The sequence below is a fragment of the Pseudomonas sp. N-137 genome (genome assembly GCF_034555295.1).
Taxonomy (GTDB): domain Bacteria; phylum Pseudomonadota; class Gammaproteobacteria; order Pseudomonadales; family Pseudomonadaceae; genus Aquipseudomonas; species Aquipseudomonas rhizophila.
On record NZ_JAXUDQ010000010.1, the window covers coordinates 1 to 16799 of the forward strand.

General features: G+C 60.8%; 15 protein-coding genes. 11 read left to right on the forward strand and 4 right to left on the reverse strand.

Translation table 11 applies throughout. The annotated features are described in order from the left end of the window. Positions 1 to 359: 359 nt before the first annotated feature. Together T3A99_RS09615 and T3A99_RS09620 are read right to left on the reverse strand one after the other, a co-directional pair. Positions 360 to 1853, reverse strand: a complete 1494-nt coding sequence (locus T3A99_RS09615) for a CoA-acylating methylmalonate-semialdehyde dehydrogenase (protein WP_188252460.1) — start codon at positions 1851 to 1853, stop codon at positions 360 to 362. Between the two features lie 72 nt (positions 1854 to 1925). Next, positions 1926 to 3275 (reverse strand): aspartate aminotransferase family protein, encoded by a 1350-nt coding sequence (locus T3A99_RS09620; protein WP_076386464.1) that lies wholly within the window; start codon positions 3273 to 3275, stop codon positions 1926 to 1928. Positions 3276 to 3397: 122 nt separating this feature from the next. Here T3A99_RS09620 and T3A99_RS09625 point away from each other — a divergent pair, with 122 nt between their 5' ends. From T3A99_RS09625 to T3A99_RS09650, 6 genes are all read left to right on the forward strand, one after another. Continuing rightward, on the forward strand, positions 3398 to 4318 hold the full coding sequence (locus tag T3A99_RS09625) for a LysR family transcriptional regulator (protein WP_047227434.1): 921 nt from the start codon (positions 3398 to 3400) through the stop codon (positions 4316 to 4318). 131 nt (positions 4319 to 4449) lie between these two features. Further along, complete coding sequence (locus tag T3A99_RS09630; RefSeq protein WP_047227433.1) at positions 4450 to 5100, forward strand: TetR/AcrR family transcriptional regulator; 651 nt, start codon at positions 4450 to 4452, stop codon at positions 5098 to 5100. 7 nt (positions 5101 to 5107) lie between these two features. Then, positions 5108 to 5689 (forward strand): IMPACT family protein, encoded by a 582-nt coding sequence (locus T3A99_RS09635; protein ID WP_076386466.1) that lies wholly within the window; start codon positions 5108 to 5110, stop codon positions 5687 to 5689. 537 nt (positions 5690 to 6226) lie between these two features. After that, positions 6227 to 7780, forward strand: a complete 1554-nt coding sequence (locus T3A99_RS09640) for an ABC transporter ATP-binding protein (RefSeq protein WP_107321498.1) — start codon at positions 6227 to 6229, stop codon at positions 7778 to 7780. 10 nt (positions 7781 to 7790) lie between these two features. After that, positions 7791 to 8897, forward strand: coding sequence for an ABC transporter permease (locus T3A99_RS09645; protein ID WP_047227430.1), 1107 nt, complete (start codon positions 7791 to 7793; stop codon positions 8895 to 8897). Further along, entirely contained in the window at positions 8897 to 9823 is a 927-nt protein-coding gene (locus T3A99_RS09650) for an ABC transporter permease (protein WP_047227429.1), read from the forward strand. The genes T3A99_RS09645 and T3A99_RS09650 overlap by 1 nt, the downstream gene beginning before the upstream one ends. A 66-nt stretch (positions 9824 to 9889) precedes the next feature. On the opposite strand, the gene T3A99_RS09655 is transcribed toward T3A99_RS09650, so the two are convergent. Then, positions 9890 to 10330 (reverse strand): hypothetical protein, encoded by a 441-nt coding sequence (locus T3A99_RS09655; RefSeq protein ID WP_047227428.1) that lies wholly within the window; start codon positions 10328 to 10330, stop codon positions 9890 to 9892. 81 nt (positions 10331 to 10411) lie between these two features. Here T3A99_RS09655 and T3A99_RS09660 point away from each other — a divergent pair, with 81 nt between their 5' ends. From T3A99_RS09660 to T3A99_RS09670, 3 genes are all read left to right on the forward strand, one after another. Continuing rightward, positions 10412 to 10762 (forward strand): MerR family transcriptional regulator, encoded by a 351-nt coding sequence (locus T3A99_RS09660; RefSeq protein WP_047227427.1) that lies wholly within the window; start codon positions 10412 to 10414, stop codon positions 10760 to 10762. Between the two features lie 25 nt (positions 10763 to 10787). Further along, the gene (locus T3A99_RS09665) at positions 10788 to 11474 is read left to right on the forward strand and encodes an SDR family oxidoreductase (RefSeq protein ID WP_047227426.1); all 687 of its coding nucleotides are present in this window, start codon (positions 10788 to 10790) and stop codon (positions 11472 to 11474) included. Between the two features lie 247 nt (positions 11475 to 11721). After that, positions 11722 to 13080 (forward strand): 8-oxoguanine deaminase, encoded by a 1359-nt coding sequence (locus tag T3A99_RS09670; RefSeq protein ID WP_322834246.1) that lies wholly within the window; start codon positions 11722 to 11724, stop codon positions 13078 to 13080. A 101-nt stretch (positions 13081 to 13181) separates the two neighbouring features. On the opposite strand, the gene T3A99_RS09675 is transcribed toward T3A99_RS09670, so the two are convergent. Further along, positions 13182 to 14273, reverse strand: a complete 1092-nt coding sequence (locus T3A99_RS09675) for a calcium:proton antiporter (RefSeq protein ID WP_047227424.1) — start codon at positions 14271 to 14273, stop codon at positions 13182 to 13184. A 291-nt stretch (positions 14274 to 14564) separates the two neighbouring features. Here T3A99_RS09675 and T3A99_RS09680 point away from each other — a divergent pair, with 291 nt between their 5' ends. Both T3A99_RS09680 and T3A99_RS09685 read left to right on the forward strand, forming a co-directional pair. Continuing rightward, positions 14565 to 15647 carry a BMP family ABC transporter substrate-binding protein gene (locus T3A99_RS09680; RefSeq protein WP_107321496.1) on the forward strand — a complete coding sequence of 361 codons (1083 nt, stop codon included), beginning with the start codon at positions 14565 to 14567 and terminating at the stop codon, positions 15645 to 15647. Between the two features lie 144 nt (positions 15648 to 15791). After that, the gene (locus tag T3A99_RS09685) at positions 15792 to 16757 is read left to right on the forward strand and encodes a 2-oxoglutarate and iron-dependent oxygenase domain-containing protein (protein WP_107321495.1); all 966 of its coding nucleotides are present in this window, start codon (positions 15792 to 15794) and stop codon (positions 16755 to 16757) included. Positions 16758 to 16799 lie beyond the last annotated feature (42 nt).

The window sequence follows — 16799 nt, forward strand, 5'->3', positions numbered from 1 at the left end:
ACTTGCGCTTCCGATCTCTCGTTAGCGGGAGGCGAATTCTACAGCGTTACTCGCTGCTGTCAACACCTCTTTTTGACGCTTTCGATCGAGAAGATCGAACCGTTAACGGAGCCAGGAAAACCGCCCCACTAACTGCTTCCCAAGCTTCGATGACCTGAAGCCCTGCGCTGCCTAAAATCGTTTAACTCATTGAAACTCAAGGAGTTTTTCGTTTCGACTGCGCCGGAAGTGGGGCGAATTATAGACTTCCAGAATTTGCCGTCAACACCTATTTTCATATTTCTGTCACAACAGCCAAAAGCCCCCGCAAACACAGAGGCCGGTGTCCAAAGACACCGGCCTCTTCACCCACCTACCGCTTACAAGCTCGGGAAGGCGAACTGTGACGCCTCGTGGCTGGCACGCTGCGGCCAACGCTGGGTAATGGCCTTGCGACGGGTATAGAAGCGCACCCCGTCCGGACCATAGGCATGCAGATCGCCGAACAGCGAACGCTTCCACCCACCAAAGCTGTGGTAGGCCACGGGCACCGGCAAAGGAACGTTGACGCCTACCATGCCGACTTCGATTTCATCGCAGAACAACCGCGCCGCCTCACCATCACGGGTAAAGATGCATGTGCCGTTGCCATACTCGTGATCGTTGATCAGTTGCATCGCCTCTTCCAGGCTGTTGACCCGGACGATGCACAGCACCGGCCCGAAAATCTCTTCTTTATAGATGCGCATCTCAGGCGTCACGCGATCAAACAGGCAGCCGCCCAGGAAGAACCCCTCCTCATGCCCAGCCACGCTCAAACCGCGACCATCGACAACCAGCGACGCACCCGCCGATACGCCATCTTCTATATAGCCGCTGACCTTGTCGCGATGCTGACCGGTCACCAATGGCCCCATGTCCAGTCCGCACGACGTACCCGCGCCGATTTTCAGTGACTGGATCTGCGGCACCAGCTTGGCGACCAGCGCATCCGCCACCTGATCGCCCACACACACCGCCACGGAGATCGCCATGCAGCGTTCGCCACACGAACCGTAGGCCGCCCCCATCAGCGCACTGACGGCGTTATCCAGATCCGCATCCGGCATCAAGACCGCATGGTTCTTCGCCCCACCCAGTGCCTGCACGCGTTTGCCGCGCCGGGTGCCTTCGGCATAGATGTATTCAGCAATCGGCGTGGAGCCGACAAAACTCAGCGCCTTCACCTCCGGCGCTTCGATCAGTGCGTCCACTGCAGCTTTGTCGCCATGCACCACGCTCAACACGCCTTTGGGCAGCCCGGCTTCCAGAAGCAATTGGGCGATCAGCAACGTCGAACTAGGGTCACGCTCGGACGGTTTGAGGATGAAGCAGTTGCCACAAACGATCGCCAGCGGGTACATCCACAGCGGCACCATCGCCGGGAAGTTGAATGGCGTGATGCCCGCCACCACGCCCAAGGGTTGGAAGTCTGACCACGCGTCGATGTTCGGTCCTACGTTACGGCTGTATTCGCCCTTCAGAATCTCCGGTGCCGCGCAGGCGAATTCAACGTTCTCGATCCCGCGCTTAAGCTCTCCAGCCGCGTCTTCCAGGGTCTTGCCGTGCTCTTCGCTGATCAACTGGGCGATGCGCGACTCGTTCTGCTCCAACAACTGCTTGAACCGGAACATTACCTGCGCTCGTTTGGCCGCCGGTGTGTTGCGCCAGGCAGGGAAAGCCGCCTTGGCGGCGTCGATAGCTTGCTGAACCGTCGCACGATCGGCCAGTGGCACCTTATGAATCGCCTGGCCGGTGGAAGGGTTGAACACGTCGGCGGTACGAGCGCTGTCGCTCAACAGTTCGCCATTGATCAAATGCGCAATGAGGCTCATGGGGACTCCAGAATGTTATCCACAGGCGCCCGCTGCCGGACGCCCGTATTGAAAGCTATATAGAGGGACGCGTCAGTCGAGTTTGTTCAGCACTTCACCGACCGCATCGAACAAGCGATCCAGATCCTGTGGCTTGCTGTTGAACGTTGGCCCGAATTGCAGGGTGTCACCGCCGAAACGCACGTAGAACCCCTTTTTCCACAACGCCATGCCGGCCTCGAACGGGCGCACGATCGCATCGCCATCGCGGGGCGCAATCTGGATTGCCCCGGCCAGGCCATAGTTGCGGATGTCGATGATGTTCTTCGCCCCCTTCAGGCCATGCAAGGCCTTCTCGAAATGCGGAGCCACCTCGGCCACGCTTTGTACAAGGTTTTCCTTTTGCAGCAGATCCAGTGCCGCCAAGCCTGCCGCGCATGCCACCGGATGCGCCGAATAGGTGTAGCCATGGGGGAATTCCACTGCGTACTCAGGCGTCGGCTGGTTCATGAACGTCTGGTAGATCTCGGAGCTGGCAATTACCGCGCCCATGGGGATCGCGCCATTGGTAACCTGCTTGGCAATGCACATGAGATCCGGGGTCACGCCGAAACTATCGGCACCGAACATCGAACCGGTGCGGCCGAACCCGGTGATGACCTCGTCGAACACCAACAAGATGCTGTGCTGATCGCAGATTTCCCGCAGGCGCTTGAGATAACCCTCAGGCGGCACCAGTACGCCAGCGGAGCCGGCCATCGGTTCAACAAACACCGCGGCGATGTTGGAGGCATCGTGCAGTTCGATCAGCTTCAACAGCTCATCGGCCAAGGCGATACCACCCTCTTTTGGCATGCCACGGGAATAGGCATTGCTTGCCAGCAACGTGTGGGGCAAGTGATCGACGTCCATCATCGCCTGGCCGAACAACTTGCGGTTGCCGCTGACGCCGCCCAGGCTGGTACCGGCGATATTCACGCCATGGTAACCACGAGCACGGCCGATCATCTTGGTCTTGGTCGCCTGGCCCTTGAGACGCCAGTAGGCGCGGACCATTTTCACTGCGGTATCGGCACACTCGGAACCGGAGTCGGTGAAAAACACATGGTTGAGGTTGCCCGGTGTCAGGCTGGTGATTTTTTCTGCCAGCTGGAACGACAGCGGGTGGCCGTACTGGAAGCCCGGCGAGTAGTCGAGGGTGCCCAGCTGTTTGGCGACTGCTTCCTGGATTTCCTTGCGGGTGTGCCCGGCGCCGCACGTCCACAGGCCCGACAGCGAGTCGTAGACCTTGCGCCCTTTGTCATCCACCAGCCAACTGCCTTCGGCGGCGACGATCAGACGTGGATCGCGCTGGAAGTTGCGGTTGGCGGTGTAAGGCATCCAGTGGGCATCAAGCTTGAGCTGGCTGGCCAGGGAGCCGGCAGCATGTTCGGGCATGTTCATCGACAGAACCTCGCAGGAGAGAAGCGACAGGGATCCAAAGGCGTTCTTGCAGCTAACTTGCCACGGCGATAAAGTCGATGAAATCCAACTTTTCTAACCTTCAGTCAGCGGATCACTAAACTATGAGCGCGCGTCGTCCCGATCCGCTGGCCCAAGTCAGCGACTTTGATATTCGTCTGTTGCGCATTTTTCGCAGCGTGGTGGAGTGCGGTGGATTCTCCGCAGCGGAGACGGTGCTTGGGATCGGTCGCTCCGCCATCAGTCAGCAGATGAGCGACCTTGAGCAGCGTCTTGGCCTACGGTTGTGCCAGCGCGGACGGGCGGGCTTTTCCCTGACGGAGGAAGGCCGCGAGGTCTATCAATCAGCGTTGCAGCTATTAAGTGCACTGGAAAGCTTTCGCACCGAAGTCAACGGCCTGCATCAACACTTGCGCGGCGAATTGATCATTGGCCTGACCGATAATCTCGTCACCCTGCCCCACATGCGCATCACCCATGCCCTGGCCCAATTGAAGGAACGCGGTCCAGACGTGCAGATTCAGATTCGCATGATCGCTCCCAACGAAGTCGAGCAAGGCGTACTCGACGGCCGATTGCATGTCGGCGTCGTGCCCCAGGCCAGTGCCCTTTCCGGGCTGGAGTATCAACCGCTCTACAGCGAACGTTCGCTGTTGTATTGCGCGGTCGGGCATCCGTTGTTTTATGTGGATGACCAACAACTGGACGACGCTCGCCTCAACAGCCAGGATGCCATCGCACCGACCTTCCGCCTGCCCGCCGAGATCCAGGCCCACTACCAGGCACTCAATTGCACTGCCAGTGCATCGGACCGCGAAGGCATGGCGTTCCTGATTCTTACAGGGCGCTACATCGGTTACCTGCCGGATCACTACGCCAGCCTGTGGGTCCAGCAGGGACGGTTGCGCGCCCTCAAACCCACGGCCCGTTTCTATGATTTGAGCCTGGCGTCAGTCACGCGCAAGGGGCGTCGGCCTCATCTGGTGCTGGAGAGCTTTCTCCAGAGCCTGGCGGCAACCCGCTAACCCTTGGTCCGACATTGGCTGGGTTAGCCTGCCCCCAGCGAAAGGCTTTTAGCATGATGGCACTTGTCGGATCGCTGCCGGTGCGCTATCAACGCATTTGCTTGCCCCACAGACCCAGCCCGGAAACGCCCATGACCTTTGAAGTCCCTGCCCACGGTGGCAAGCCCACCAGCCGCATTCGTCAAAAAAACGAAGAGACCATCCTCAAGGCCGCCGAAGATGAATTCGCCCGTCACGGGTTCAAAGGCACCAGCATGAATGCCATTGCCTTGAAGGCCGGGCTGCCCAAGGCGAACCTGCATTATTACTTCACCAACAAGCTTGGGTTGTACGTGGCGGTGCTGAGCAACATCATCGAGTTGTGGGATAGCACCTTTAATACCCTCACCGCCGAGGATGATCCGGCCGAAGCCCTGACCCGCTACATCCGCGCCAAAATGGAGTTTTCCCGCCGCCATCCCCAGGCGTCCCGGCTTTTCGCCATGGAGGTGATCAGCGGTGGTGAATGCCTGACTGAATATTTCAACCAGGATTATCGCACCTGGTTCAACGGCCGCGCGGCAGTGTTCCAGGCCTGGATCGATGCCGGCAAGATGGACCCGATCGACCCCGTGCACCTGATCTTTCTATTGTGGGGAAGTACTCAGCATTACGCCGACTTCGCCACCCAGATCTGCCGCGTGACCGGTCGCAGCAAGCTGACCAAGCAGGACATGATCGATGCCGGCGACAACCTGATCCGCATCATTCTCAAGGGCTGCGGCCTGAAACCAACCTTTTAAGACCCTCATGCCTTTTACCCTCACCGGCTTTTGTGAATACCGCGAAGAGATTCGCAAAAGCCGCTTCATCACCCTCGCCGCCCCTATCACCAGCCCTGCCGACGCAGTGGCCTTTATAGAGCAGCACAGCGATCTGAACGCCACACACAACTGCTGGGCCTGGAAACTCGGCGACCAATACCGCAGCAACGACGACGGCGAACCGGGTGGCACCGCCGGGCGGCCGATCCTGGCGGCCATCGAAGCCCAGGCTTGCGATCAGGTCGTGGTGCTGGTGATCCGTTGGTACGGTGGAATCCAGTTGGGCACCGGAGGCTTGGCCCGGGCCTATGGCGGGGGCGCGAACAAATGCCTGCAAAACGCCGAGAAGGTTGAGTTGATCAGCCGTGTGGCGCTGCGCTGCACCTGCGGTTTCGCGGAACTGGCCCTGGTGAAACTGCGGGTCGCCGAATGCGGCGGATTGGTGAACACCGAGAGCTTTACAGCCAATGGCGTGGACTTGCAGGTGGCCGTGGGTGAAGCGCAGATCGAAACATTGCAAAAGCAATTGGCCGACCTGAGCCGTGGACGGATTCTGCTGGCCCGTTGAGCGCGAGGGGGTCTGCGACTTTTCAGGGCAAACGCCATCGTGCGACTTGCCCACATCCACTGTGCACCCGACTGTGGATAACCTGAGCACATTCCGCTGTAACCCTTCTGTCATGCGGCTTTGCGGCTGTTGTTCGTTTTTTGATCAAAGCACTGTTTTCTGTACGATTTCTTCAGAAAAACAAATGCTTGCGAGGTTTTATCACCTTTAGAAGAAAGCCGGGCGCTGGTTATGCCGGACCTTCAGGCTTGCGCACAATAACTGTGGAACATCCTGTGGATAACCCGTTCATGGCTCACGCCGTCCCAAGAAAGGCATGGCTCGCAGCCGCCTGATCATTTTTTAACCACCCGTTTCGGGGCACAAACAGCGCCTCTATCACCTGCTCGCCCCATTGCGGTGCCCTATCCACAGCGAGGGTGTTGGCGGGTAAGCCAAGCCGATAGGCAAAGAGCGGGGCTTGCTGACATTTCCTGACCTACTGGCCAGGAAATTGCTTTATCCACAGGCATTCATGTCCCCTGACCCGAGCCTGTCATGTCCGACCTCGATTCCATCCCGCGCCTGCAATTGCGCAAGATCAGCAAACGCTACCCAGGTTGCCTGGCCAATGACGCCATCGACCTGAGCATCCAGCCCGGCGAGATCCACGCGCTGCTCGGCGAAAACGGTGCTGGCAAAAGCACCCTGATGAAGATTATCTACGGCGTTACCCAAGCCGATTCGGGCGAGGTGATCTGGCAAGGCCAACGGGTCGACCTGCGCAACCCGGCCCAGGCCCGCAGCCTGGGCATCGGTATGGTGTTCCAGCATTTCTCGCTGTTTGAAACCCTTACCGTGGCGCAGAACATCGCCCTGGCCATGGGCGCGGCAGCCGGCACACCGGCGCAACTGGAGCCGCGAATTCGCGAAGTTTCCCAACGCTACGGCATGGCCCTGGAGCCGCAGCGATTGGTCCACAGCTTGTCGATTGGCGAACGTCAACGGGTGGAGATCATTCGCTGCTTGATGCAGGACATCCGTCTGCTGATTCTCGATGAACCTACCTCGGTGCTGACGCCCCAGGAAGCCGAAGAACTGTTCGTGACCCTGCGGCGCCTGGCGAGCGAAGGCTGCAGCATTTTGTTCATCAGCCACAAGTTGGGCGAGGTCCGCGCGTTGTGCCACAGCGCGACGGTGCTGCGCGGCGGACGGGTGTCAGGGCATTGCACACCAGCGCAGTGCTCGGACCGGGAACTGGCGCAGTTGATGGTCGGCGAAGCGGCCGGGCTGATCGCGGACTATCCCAAGGTCAGCGCAGACAAAGCGTTCCTTGAGATCCACAAACTGTCATGGCCAAACCCAGACCCGTTCGGTTGCTCGTTACGGGATATAGACCTTGAGGTACGCAGCGGCGAAATCGTCGGTATCGCCGGAGTGGCGGGGAATGGGCAGGACGAGTGGCTGGCATTACTCAGCGGTGAAACGCAACTGCCCCGCCACAAAGGCGAGACGATCAGGTTCGATGGGCAACCGGTGGCGCATCTGCGCCCCAATGCCCGGCGCCGCCTCGGGCTGGCATTTGTTCCAGCCGAACGCCTGGGCCACGGCGCCGTGCCGCAATTGAGCCTGGCGGATAACGCCCTGCTCAGCGCCTTCCAACAAGGACTGATCCGTTGCGGCCTGATTCAACGGCGCAAGGTCGAGCACCTGGCCGAGGAGATTATCCGTCGTTTTGGGGTGAAGACGCCCGACACCAGAACCCCGGCGCGCAGCCTCTCGGGGGGCAACCTGCAAAAATTCATCCTCGGTCGGGAAATCCTTCAACAGCCCAGGCTGCTGGTGGCGGCGCATCCGACCTGGGGCGTAGACGTCGGCGCAGCGGCGACCATCCACAGGGCCCTGATTGCCTTGCGCGATGCGGGTGCCGCCATCCTGGTGATCTCCGAAGACCTCGACGAACTGTTCCAGATCAGCGACCGCCTCGGCGCTTTGTGTGGCGGGCGTTTGTCCGCCTTGAGGCCCACTGTCCAAACCCGGCTTAGCGACGTCGGCGGCTGGATGGCCGGCCAGTTCGACGCCCCTCAATCCCCTGATCCCGCGACGGTCTAACGGAGTTTTTATGCTGCTGTCTCTTGAACCCCGCGGCCAACAATCGCGCCTGATGCTCTGGTGCTCGCCGCTGCTGGCCGCCGTATTGACCCTGGGCTGTGGCTCGCTGCTGTTCGCCGTCCTGGGGCATGATCCGTTGCAAACCTTGTACACCTTGTTGATAGCCCCGATCAGTGATCTATACGGTGTGTCCGAATGGCTGGTCAAAGCCTTGCCGATCCTGCTCTGCGCCCTCGGCCTGGCGGTGGCCTACCAGGCACGAATCTGGAACATTGGCGCCGAGGGACAATTGCTATTGGGCGCCCTGGCCGGCAGCGCCGTCGCGGTGAACATCATCGGCATGCAAAGCCGCTGGGCACTGGTGCTGATTCTGCTGACCGGCACCCTCGCCGGTGCCGCCTGGGCCGGGCTCACGGCGTGGCTACGCACGCGCTTCAATGCCAATGAAATCCTGACCAGCATCATGCTCAATTACATCGCACTTAACCTGCTGCTGTTCTGCGTTCACGGACCGCTGAAAGACCCGGCCGGGTTCAACTTTCCGGAGTCGGCGATGTTCGGCGATGCCAGTCGCCTGCCATTGCTGGTGGAAGACGGGCGGCTTCATGCCGGGTTGTATTTCGCCCTGCTGGCACTGGTGGCGGTCTGGGTGTTGCTGCAGAAAAGTTTTGTCGGGTTTCAGATCAAAGTGCTGGGCCTGGACGCTCGGGCCGCCGGCTTCGCCGGCTTTCGCCAGAAGCCGTTGGTGTGGTTGGCGCTGTTGATCAGCGGTGCACTGGCCGGGCTCGCCGGTGTCTGCGAAGTGACCGGGCCAATCGGCCAACTGGTGCCGCAAGTGTCACCGGGCTACGGCTATGCGGCGATTACCGTGGCGTTCCTGGGACGTCTGAATCCCATCGGCATTCTGTTCGCCAGCCTGCTGATGGCCTTGTTGTACATCGGCGGCGAAAGCGCGCAGATGTCGCTGAACCTTCCCCAGGCAATCACCCAGCTGTTCCAGGGCATGATGCTGTTTTTCCTGTTGGCCTGCGACGTACTGATCCTGTATCGGCCGCGCCTGAACCTGCGCTGGGCCCGGCGCACCCGGACCACCGCCGTACAGGCAGGAGCGCTGTGATGGATATCGACCTGTTGAGCAATATTTTCTACGCCATGATCCGTTGCGGCACACCGTTGCTGCTGGTGGCTCTGGGTGAGCTGATCTGCGAGAAAAGTGGTGTTTTGAACCTGGGCCAGGAAGGCATGATGCTGTTCGGCGCGGTGATCGGTTTTATCGTCGCGTTCAACAGCGGCAACCTGTGGCTTGGCGTGCTGCTGGCGATGGCCGCCGGGATGCTGTTGTCGGCGCTGTTCGCGTTGGTAGCGCTGGTGTTCAATGCCAATCAAGTGGCCACCGGGTTGGCGCTGACGATTTTCGGCGTGGGGCTGTCGAGTTTTGTCGGGGCGGCCTGGGTCGGCAAGCCGCTGGCGGGGTTCGAGCCGCTGGCGATTCCCTACTTGAGCGACATCCCGTTGATCGGGCGGATGCTGTTTGCCCAGGATCTGCTGGTGTACCTGTCTTTTGCGCTGTTCGCCCTGGTGGCCTGGGTGATTGTGAAAAGTCGCGTCGGGCTGATCATCCAGGCGGTGGGGGAAAATCCCGATGCCGCCAGTGCCATGGGCCTGCCGGTGTTGCGGGTGCGGACCCTGGCGGTGCTGTTCGGCGGTGCCATGGCCGGGCTGGCGGGTGCCTATCTGTCGCTGGCTTACACGCCGATGTGGGCCGAAAACATGAGCGCCGGGCGCGGCTGGATCGCCCTGGCGCTGGTAGTGTTCGCCAGTTGGCGAGTCTGGCGCCTGCTGCTGGGCGCCTACCTGTTCGGCCTCGCCAGCATCCTGCACCTGGTGGCCCAGGGCTTGGGGCTGGCGATTCCATCGAGCTTGCTGGCGATGCTGCCGTACGTCGCGACCATTGTGGTGTTGGTGTTGCTGTCCCGGGACGCGGTGCGCACGCGGCTGTATGCGCCGGTGTCGCTGGGACAGCCTTGGCAGGCAGGGCATTGAGGTAGACGGCGGCGCGCCTATCGCGAGCAGGCTCGCTCCCACATTTGATCGGGGTGACCGTCAGTTTCAGGCTCGCCCCATCTCTCCCTGTGGGAGCGAGCCTGCTCGCGATGAGGCCCGAACAGGCAATACCTGAACCAAGCCCCACACCAACTCGAAAAACAGGAAAACCCACAACACCGCACTGGCCCCATGAAGCAGTGCATACAGCATCCAGGCGGAAAACAAAAACCGCCCCGCCGCGTCATAACGCCCGTACAGCGGCTGCGGATCACGAATCCGCAGCACCGCCCACACGCAAACAATCGAGCCCAGCAGATTCACCATCAGCACATGCGCCGGCGCAAACGGCGGCAGTTCTCCAGGCAGGTCAAATAACTGAGTCATACTCATCAACACACCATGCAACGCCGCAAAGCTCCACGGCGTGGCCAGCACGGCCGACACGATAAGGTCGTACCAGGCGCTGCCGCGCACCACCCGGCGATATTGCATCAAAGTCCACATACACCTTGCTCCAGATAATTGGGAAGCAAAGAGCCTAAAGCCTGGGGTATGCTCCAAGGTCAAGCCCTTCGGAGACCCACCATGCGCATCGGTGAACTCGCCCAAGCCTGTGCCGTCAGCCGTGACACCCTGCGCTTCTACGAGCAGCGCGGCCTGATCGCGGCGCAGCGCAGCGCCAATGGCTATCGCCACTACCCCGCCGACATGGTGCAACTGGTGCTCTACATCAAGACCGCCCAGCGCCTGGGTTTTACCCTGGGCGAGATCGGCGCCAGCGTCGCCGCCCTGTGGCAGGCGCAGGACCCTGACTGCGCCGTGACGCAATTGCTGCAAGACAAACTGAACCTGATCGAAACCCGTATGACCGAACTCGACGCGTTGCGCCATGAGCTGAAACAACGGCTCGGGCAACGCTGTCCATTAAATCCGTGACCTTTTTTCATCAAGGATGCTCCTCATGAATTCGGCAAAAAACGCATTGATCATTGGCGCCTCCCGGGGCCTGGGCCTCGGCCTGGTGAAGACGCTGCTCAGCGATGGCTGGAGCGTGACCGCCACCGTGCGCAACCCGCAGAACGCCGAGGCGTTGAAGGCACTGGGCCCAGTGCGGATCGAAAAGCTCGACATGGACGACCAGCAAGCCGTCATCACCCTGAGCCAGCAGCTCAAGGACGAAACCTTCGACCTGTTGTTCGTCAATGCCGGCGTCAAAGGCCCTGACAACCAGAGCCCCGGCGGTGCGACGCTGGCCGAAGTCGGCCAGTTGTTCTTCACCAACGCCGTGGCACCGATCAATCTGGCCCAGCGTTTCGTCGGCCAGATCCGCGACGGCAGTGGCGTGCTGGCATTCATGAGCTCCGTGCTGGGCAGCGTGACCATGCCTGACGCCCCGGAACTGGCGCTGTACAAGGCCAGCAAGGCGGCGCTCAATTCGATGACCAATAGCTTTGTCACTCAATTGGGCGAGCAGACATTGACGGTTCTGTCGCTGCACCCGGGCTGGGTGAAGACCGACATGGGTGGCGAAGGGGCGGACATTGATGTCGAGACCAGCACCCGCGGCCTGATTGATCAGGTCAATGCCTTTGCCGGCAAGGGTGGGCATCATTTCGTCAACTACAAGGGCGAGACGATTCCCTGGTAACCCAAGCCTTCCCCCTGTGGGAGCGAGCCTGCTCGCGATTGCGGCCTGACATTCACCATGATGTCGACTGACACACCGCTATCGCGAGCAGGCTCGCTCCCACATGGCTCCCGTTCAACTCTGGAAATGTGCCCCGCAACCTGAGTAAACTCAGCACCTCGCCCTACCCAACGGGCGACCCTGGATCAGCAGACAGGGCATCACTGAGCTGGCTAACCTGAACCCACTTTCAGAGGAGCCGGCCACCATGCCTGCGACCCGTACCTGGTTAAAAAATCCCCTCGCCATCTTCACGGCCAACGACCTCGATGCCCGTGGCGGTCTTGTCCTGCAAAACGGCGTGATCGTCGAATTGCTGAGGGCCGGCCAGCAACCCGCCCAGCCCTGCGACACAGTCTTCGACGCCGGCGAACATGTGATCCTGCCGGGGCTGATCAACACCCATCATCATTTCTACCAGACCCTGACTCGCGCCTGGGCACCGGTGGTGAACCAGCCCCTGTTCCCGTGGCTGAAAACCCTCTACCCGGTATGGGCGCGGTTGACACCGGAAAAGCTCGCTTTGGCGAGCAAAGTGGCGCTGGCCGAACTGTTGCTTTCAGGCTGCACCACAGCGGCCGATCACCATTACCTGTTCCCTGAAGGCTTGGAAAATGCCATCGATGTGCAGGTGCAAAGTGTCCGTGAACTGGGCATGCGCGCGATGCTGACCCGCGGTTCCATGAGCCTGGGCGAAGCCGACGGTGGCTTGCCGCCACAACAGACCGTGCAGCAGGGCCACGTGATTCTCGAGGACAGTCTGCGGTTGATCAGCCAATACCATGAGCGCGGCGACGGGGCGCAAATCCAGATTGCCCTGGCGCCTTGCTCACCGTTTTCGGTCACGCCTGAAATCATGCGCGCCAGCGCCGAGCTGGCGGAGAAACTCGACGTACGCCTGCACACTCACCTGGCCGAAACCCTCGACGAAGAGGACTTCTGCCTGCAACGCTTCGGCCTGCGCACCGTGGACTATCTGGACAGCGTCGGCTGGCTCGGCCCGCGCACCTGGCTGGCCCACGGCATTCATTTCAATCCTGAGGAAATCACCCGTCTCGGCGCCGCCGGCACCGGCATCTGCCATTGCCCAAGCTCCAACATGCGCCTGGCCTCGGGCATCTGCCCTACCCTGGAACTCACCGCCGCCGGCGCACCGCTGGGCCTGGGTGTGGACGGCTCGGCCTCCAACGATGCCTCGAACATGATCCTGGAAACCCGCCAGGCGTTGTACATTCAGCGCCTGCGCTATGGCGCGCAGGCGATCACCCCGCAGCGAGTGCTGGGCTGGGCGACCCGCGGCTCGGCACAACTGCTGGGGCGCAACGATATCGGTGAGCTGGCGGAGGGCAAACAGGCTGACTTGGCGCTGTTCAAACTCGACGAACTGCGCTTCTCCGGCAGTCACGATCCGGTTTCGGCCCTGCTGCTGTGCGGCGCGGACCGGGCGGACCGGGTGATGGTCGGTGGGCAATGGCGGGTCATCGACGGACAGGTCGAAGGGTTGGACCTGAAGGGGTTGATTGCTGATCACAGCCAGGCGGCGCGGGAGTTGATCGCCGGCGCCTGACCGGACGCTATCGCGGGCAAGCCTTTCCCACATCAAGGGTGGATGTATGAAGCAGCCTTGCCGTGAGACCAGTGGGAGCAAGGCTTGCCCGCGATACTCTTCTAGAGTCCCAGCAACGACAACATGATAAACGTCGCGAACAACACAAAATGGGTCATGCCTTCAATGGCATTGGTTTCCCCATCGTTGAGGTTGATGGCGCAGACGATCAAGGTGATGAAGATCATCACCGTCTGCACCGGGGTCATTGCCATCTGGAACGGCTGGCCGGTGTAGAGCGCCATCGCTTCCATCACCGGTACGGTGAGGATCACGGTGGACAGCGAAGCCCCCAAGGCGATATTCACCACCGACTGCATACGGTTGGCCAACGCCGCGCGCAAGGCGGTGAGGATTTCCGGTGCCGCGGAAATGGCAGCCACCAGAATCGCCGTAACCACCGGCGGCGCCCCTGAACCTTCCAGCCCCAGGTCGATGGCTTTGGACATGACCTCGGCCAACGCTCCGATCACTACGACGCCAAACACCAGCGCCGCGATGGAGAACGTCAGGCTGATGGGTTTCGGCTGGTTTTCCACCGGCTCTTTCCGACGGCGTTTTTCCGGGTAGCTGTAGCTGAAAAAGTAACTGTGAGGCCCCACCTGCATGCGCAGGAACAGGGTGTACAGCACGATCATCGCGCCGATGGTGAATGCCGAATAGAGCTTCCAGCTCTCTTGGGGAATGAACTCCGGCACCACCATCGATACGCCCATGGCGGTGAGGATCATCACGCTGTAGGTGCGCGCCGAATCATCGTTGTAAGCCTGCTCGCCATGCTTGATTCCGCCCATCAGCGCCGCAAGGCCAAGAATGCCGTTGATATCGAGCATCACCGCAGAATAGATGGTGTCGCGCACCAGCGTTGGCGAGGCTTCGTTGCTCATCATGATCGCCAGGATCACCACTTCTACCAGCACCGCCGACAGGGTCAGGATCATCGTGCCGTAGGGATCGCCGACCTTCTCTGCCAGCAGCTCGGCGTGATGGGCCACACGCATGGAAGCCGCGACGATAAAGCCGATCAGGACCAAACCGCCGAGCAACGCCACGATCTGTCCGCTGCCCAACAGCCAGTGCTCCAGCGGATAGGCGAGCACCGCGGCGATCAGCGCCAGCAACAGCAGTTTTTCTTGCTTGATCAAAGTCAGCATCGCGGGCCTATCAACGTGGTCGGGGTCTTGAGCTACTGACTGTAGGGGGCGGCGAACGTTCGGGCGAAGTGACGCACCAGGGAGTGGCGAGTGGGTGGCAGGTGCACCTTTATCGATCTCAAGGACCTCATCGCGAGCAAGCTCGCTCCCACAGGTATTGCGTTGTCCTTGTGGGAGCGAGCTTGCTCGCGATGGCTGCCTCGAAAAGATCACAGATTTTGTTGTCCTATTGGTCAGCATTTTGCATTAGCGCTGTTCAGCCAACCTCACAACAAAATGGAGTTCGAGTTCATGCACAAGCGTCCCTTGAAGATGTTGCTTTGCGCCGTCGCTGCGACTGTCGGTCTGAGCGCCGGCCTGAATGCCAGCGCTGCCGACCCGCTGAAGGTCGGTTTCGTCTATATCGGCCCCATCGGTGACCACGGCTGGACCTACCAGCATGAACAGGGACGCAAGGAACTGGTGGCGAAACTCGGCGACCGAATCACCACCAACTACGTGGAAAACGTGCCTGAAGGCGCCGACGCCGAGCGGGTGATCCGCAACATGGCCAAGGACAAGTACGACCTGATCTTCACCACGTCCTTCGGCTACATGAACCCGACACTGAAGGTCGCCAAGCAATTCCCCAAGGTGACCTTCGAACACGCCACCGGCTACAAGCAGGACAAGAACCTGGGCACGTACCTGGCTCGCACCTATGAGGGTCGCTACGTCGGCGGCTTCATCGCGGCCAAGATGACCAAAAGCAAAAAAATCGGCTACGTCGCCTCCTTCCCGATTCCAGAAGTGATCCGCGATATCAACGCCATCCAACTGGCCCTGAACAAGTACAACCCCGGCACCGAAATCAAAGTGGTATGGGTCAACTCCTGGTTCGATCCGGGTAAGGAAGCCGATGCCGCCAACGCACTGATCGACCAGGGCGTGGATGTGGTGTTCCAGCACACCGACAGCCCGGCGCCGATCCAGGCCGCCGAGCGGCGCGGCGTCTACGCCGTCGGCTACGCTTCGGACATGGCCCACTTCGGTCCCAAGGCGGTGCTGACCTCGATTGTCAACGACTGGGGCCCGCACTACATCCAGGCCACCCAAAGCGTGCTCGACCATAGCTGGAAATCCCAGGACTACTGGGGCGGCCTGAAGGAAGGCACGGTGAAACTGCCGATCAGCGACCTGGTGCCAGCGGCGGTCAAAGGCGAAGCCGAGCAGATCATCGCCGACATCGAGAGCGGTGCTTTCCATCCGTTTACCGGACCGATCAAGGACCAGGCCGGCGTCGAGAAAATCCCGGCGGGCGTGAGCGCTACCAATGTGGAACTGGCGTCGATGAATTACTACGTCGAAGGTATGAAGGCTGAGATTCCAAAGTAACCCCAGGCTCAACACAACACCCCATGTGGGAGCGAGCCTGCTCGCGATAGCGGACTGACATTCAACGTTGATGTCGACAGACAAATCGCTATCGCGAGCCGGCTCGCTCCCACATCGGCCCCCTCACACAATCAGGAAAGCCGCATGAACAGCCTTCCCATCATCGACATCAGCCCGCTCTACGGCGATAGCCCCAGCGCCTGGCAATCGGTCGCCAACCAGATCGACCAGGCCTGCCGCCAGTGGGGCTTTTTCTACATCAAGGGTCACCCCATCAGCCCGGCTCGCATCACCGAAGTCCTGGACCATGCCCAACGCTTCTTCAGGCTGCCGGTAGAAGAAAAACTCAAGATCGACATCACCCAGACCCGCCATCATCGCGGCTACGGCGCCGTCGCCACCGAACAACTGGACCCGGCCAAACCCAGCGACCTGAAAGAAACCTTCGACATGGGCCTGCACTTGCCGGCCGATCATCCCGACGTGCTGGCGCACAAGCCTCTGCGCGGTCCTAACCGACACCCGGATCTGGCGGGCTGGGAACCCCTGATGGAGCAGCATTACCGCGACATGCAGGCCCTTGCCCAAACCCTGCTGCGCGCCATGACCCTGGCCCTCGGCATCGAGCGGGACTTCTTCGACACGCGCTTCACCGAGCCTGTGAGCGTGCTGCGCCTGATTCACTATCCGCCGCGTCACACCGCCAGCTCTGCCGAGCAGCAAGGTGCCGGCGCCCATACCGATTACGGCTGCATCACCCTGCTCTACCAGGACGCCGCTGGTGGCCTGCAAGTGCGCAACGTCAACGGCCAATGGATCGACGCGCCGCCCATCGACGGCACGTTCGTGGTCAACCTCGGCGACATGATGGCGCGCTGGAGCAACGACCGTTACCTGTCCACCCCCCACCGGGTGATCAGCCCGCTGGGGGTAGACCGCTACTCGATGCCGTTCTTTGCCGAGCCGCACCCCGACACGCAGATCCAATGCCTGCCCGGTTGTCAGGATGAGGGCCACCCACCGAAGTACCCGACCACCACCTGCGCCGAATTCCTGCTGTCACGCTTCGCTGACACCTATGCTTATCGGCGGGAGCAACAGGCGGTGTAGTGGATCAGCCGGTCAGGTTTTACCAGACATTGCGGCCAGCCC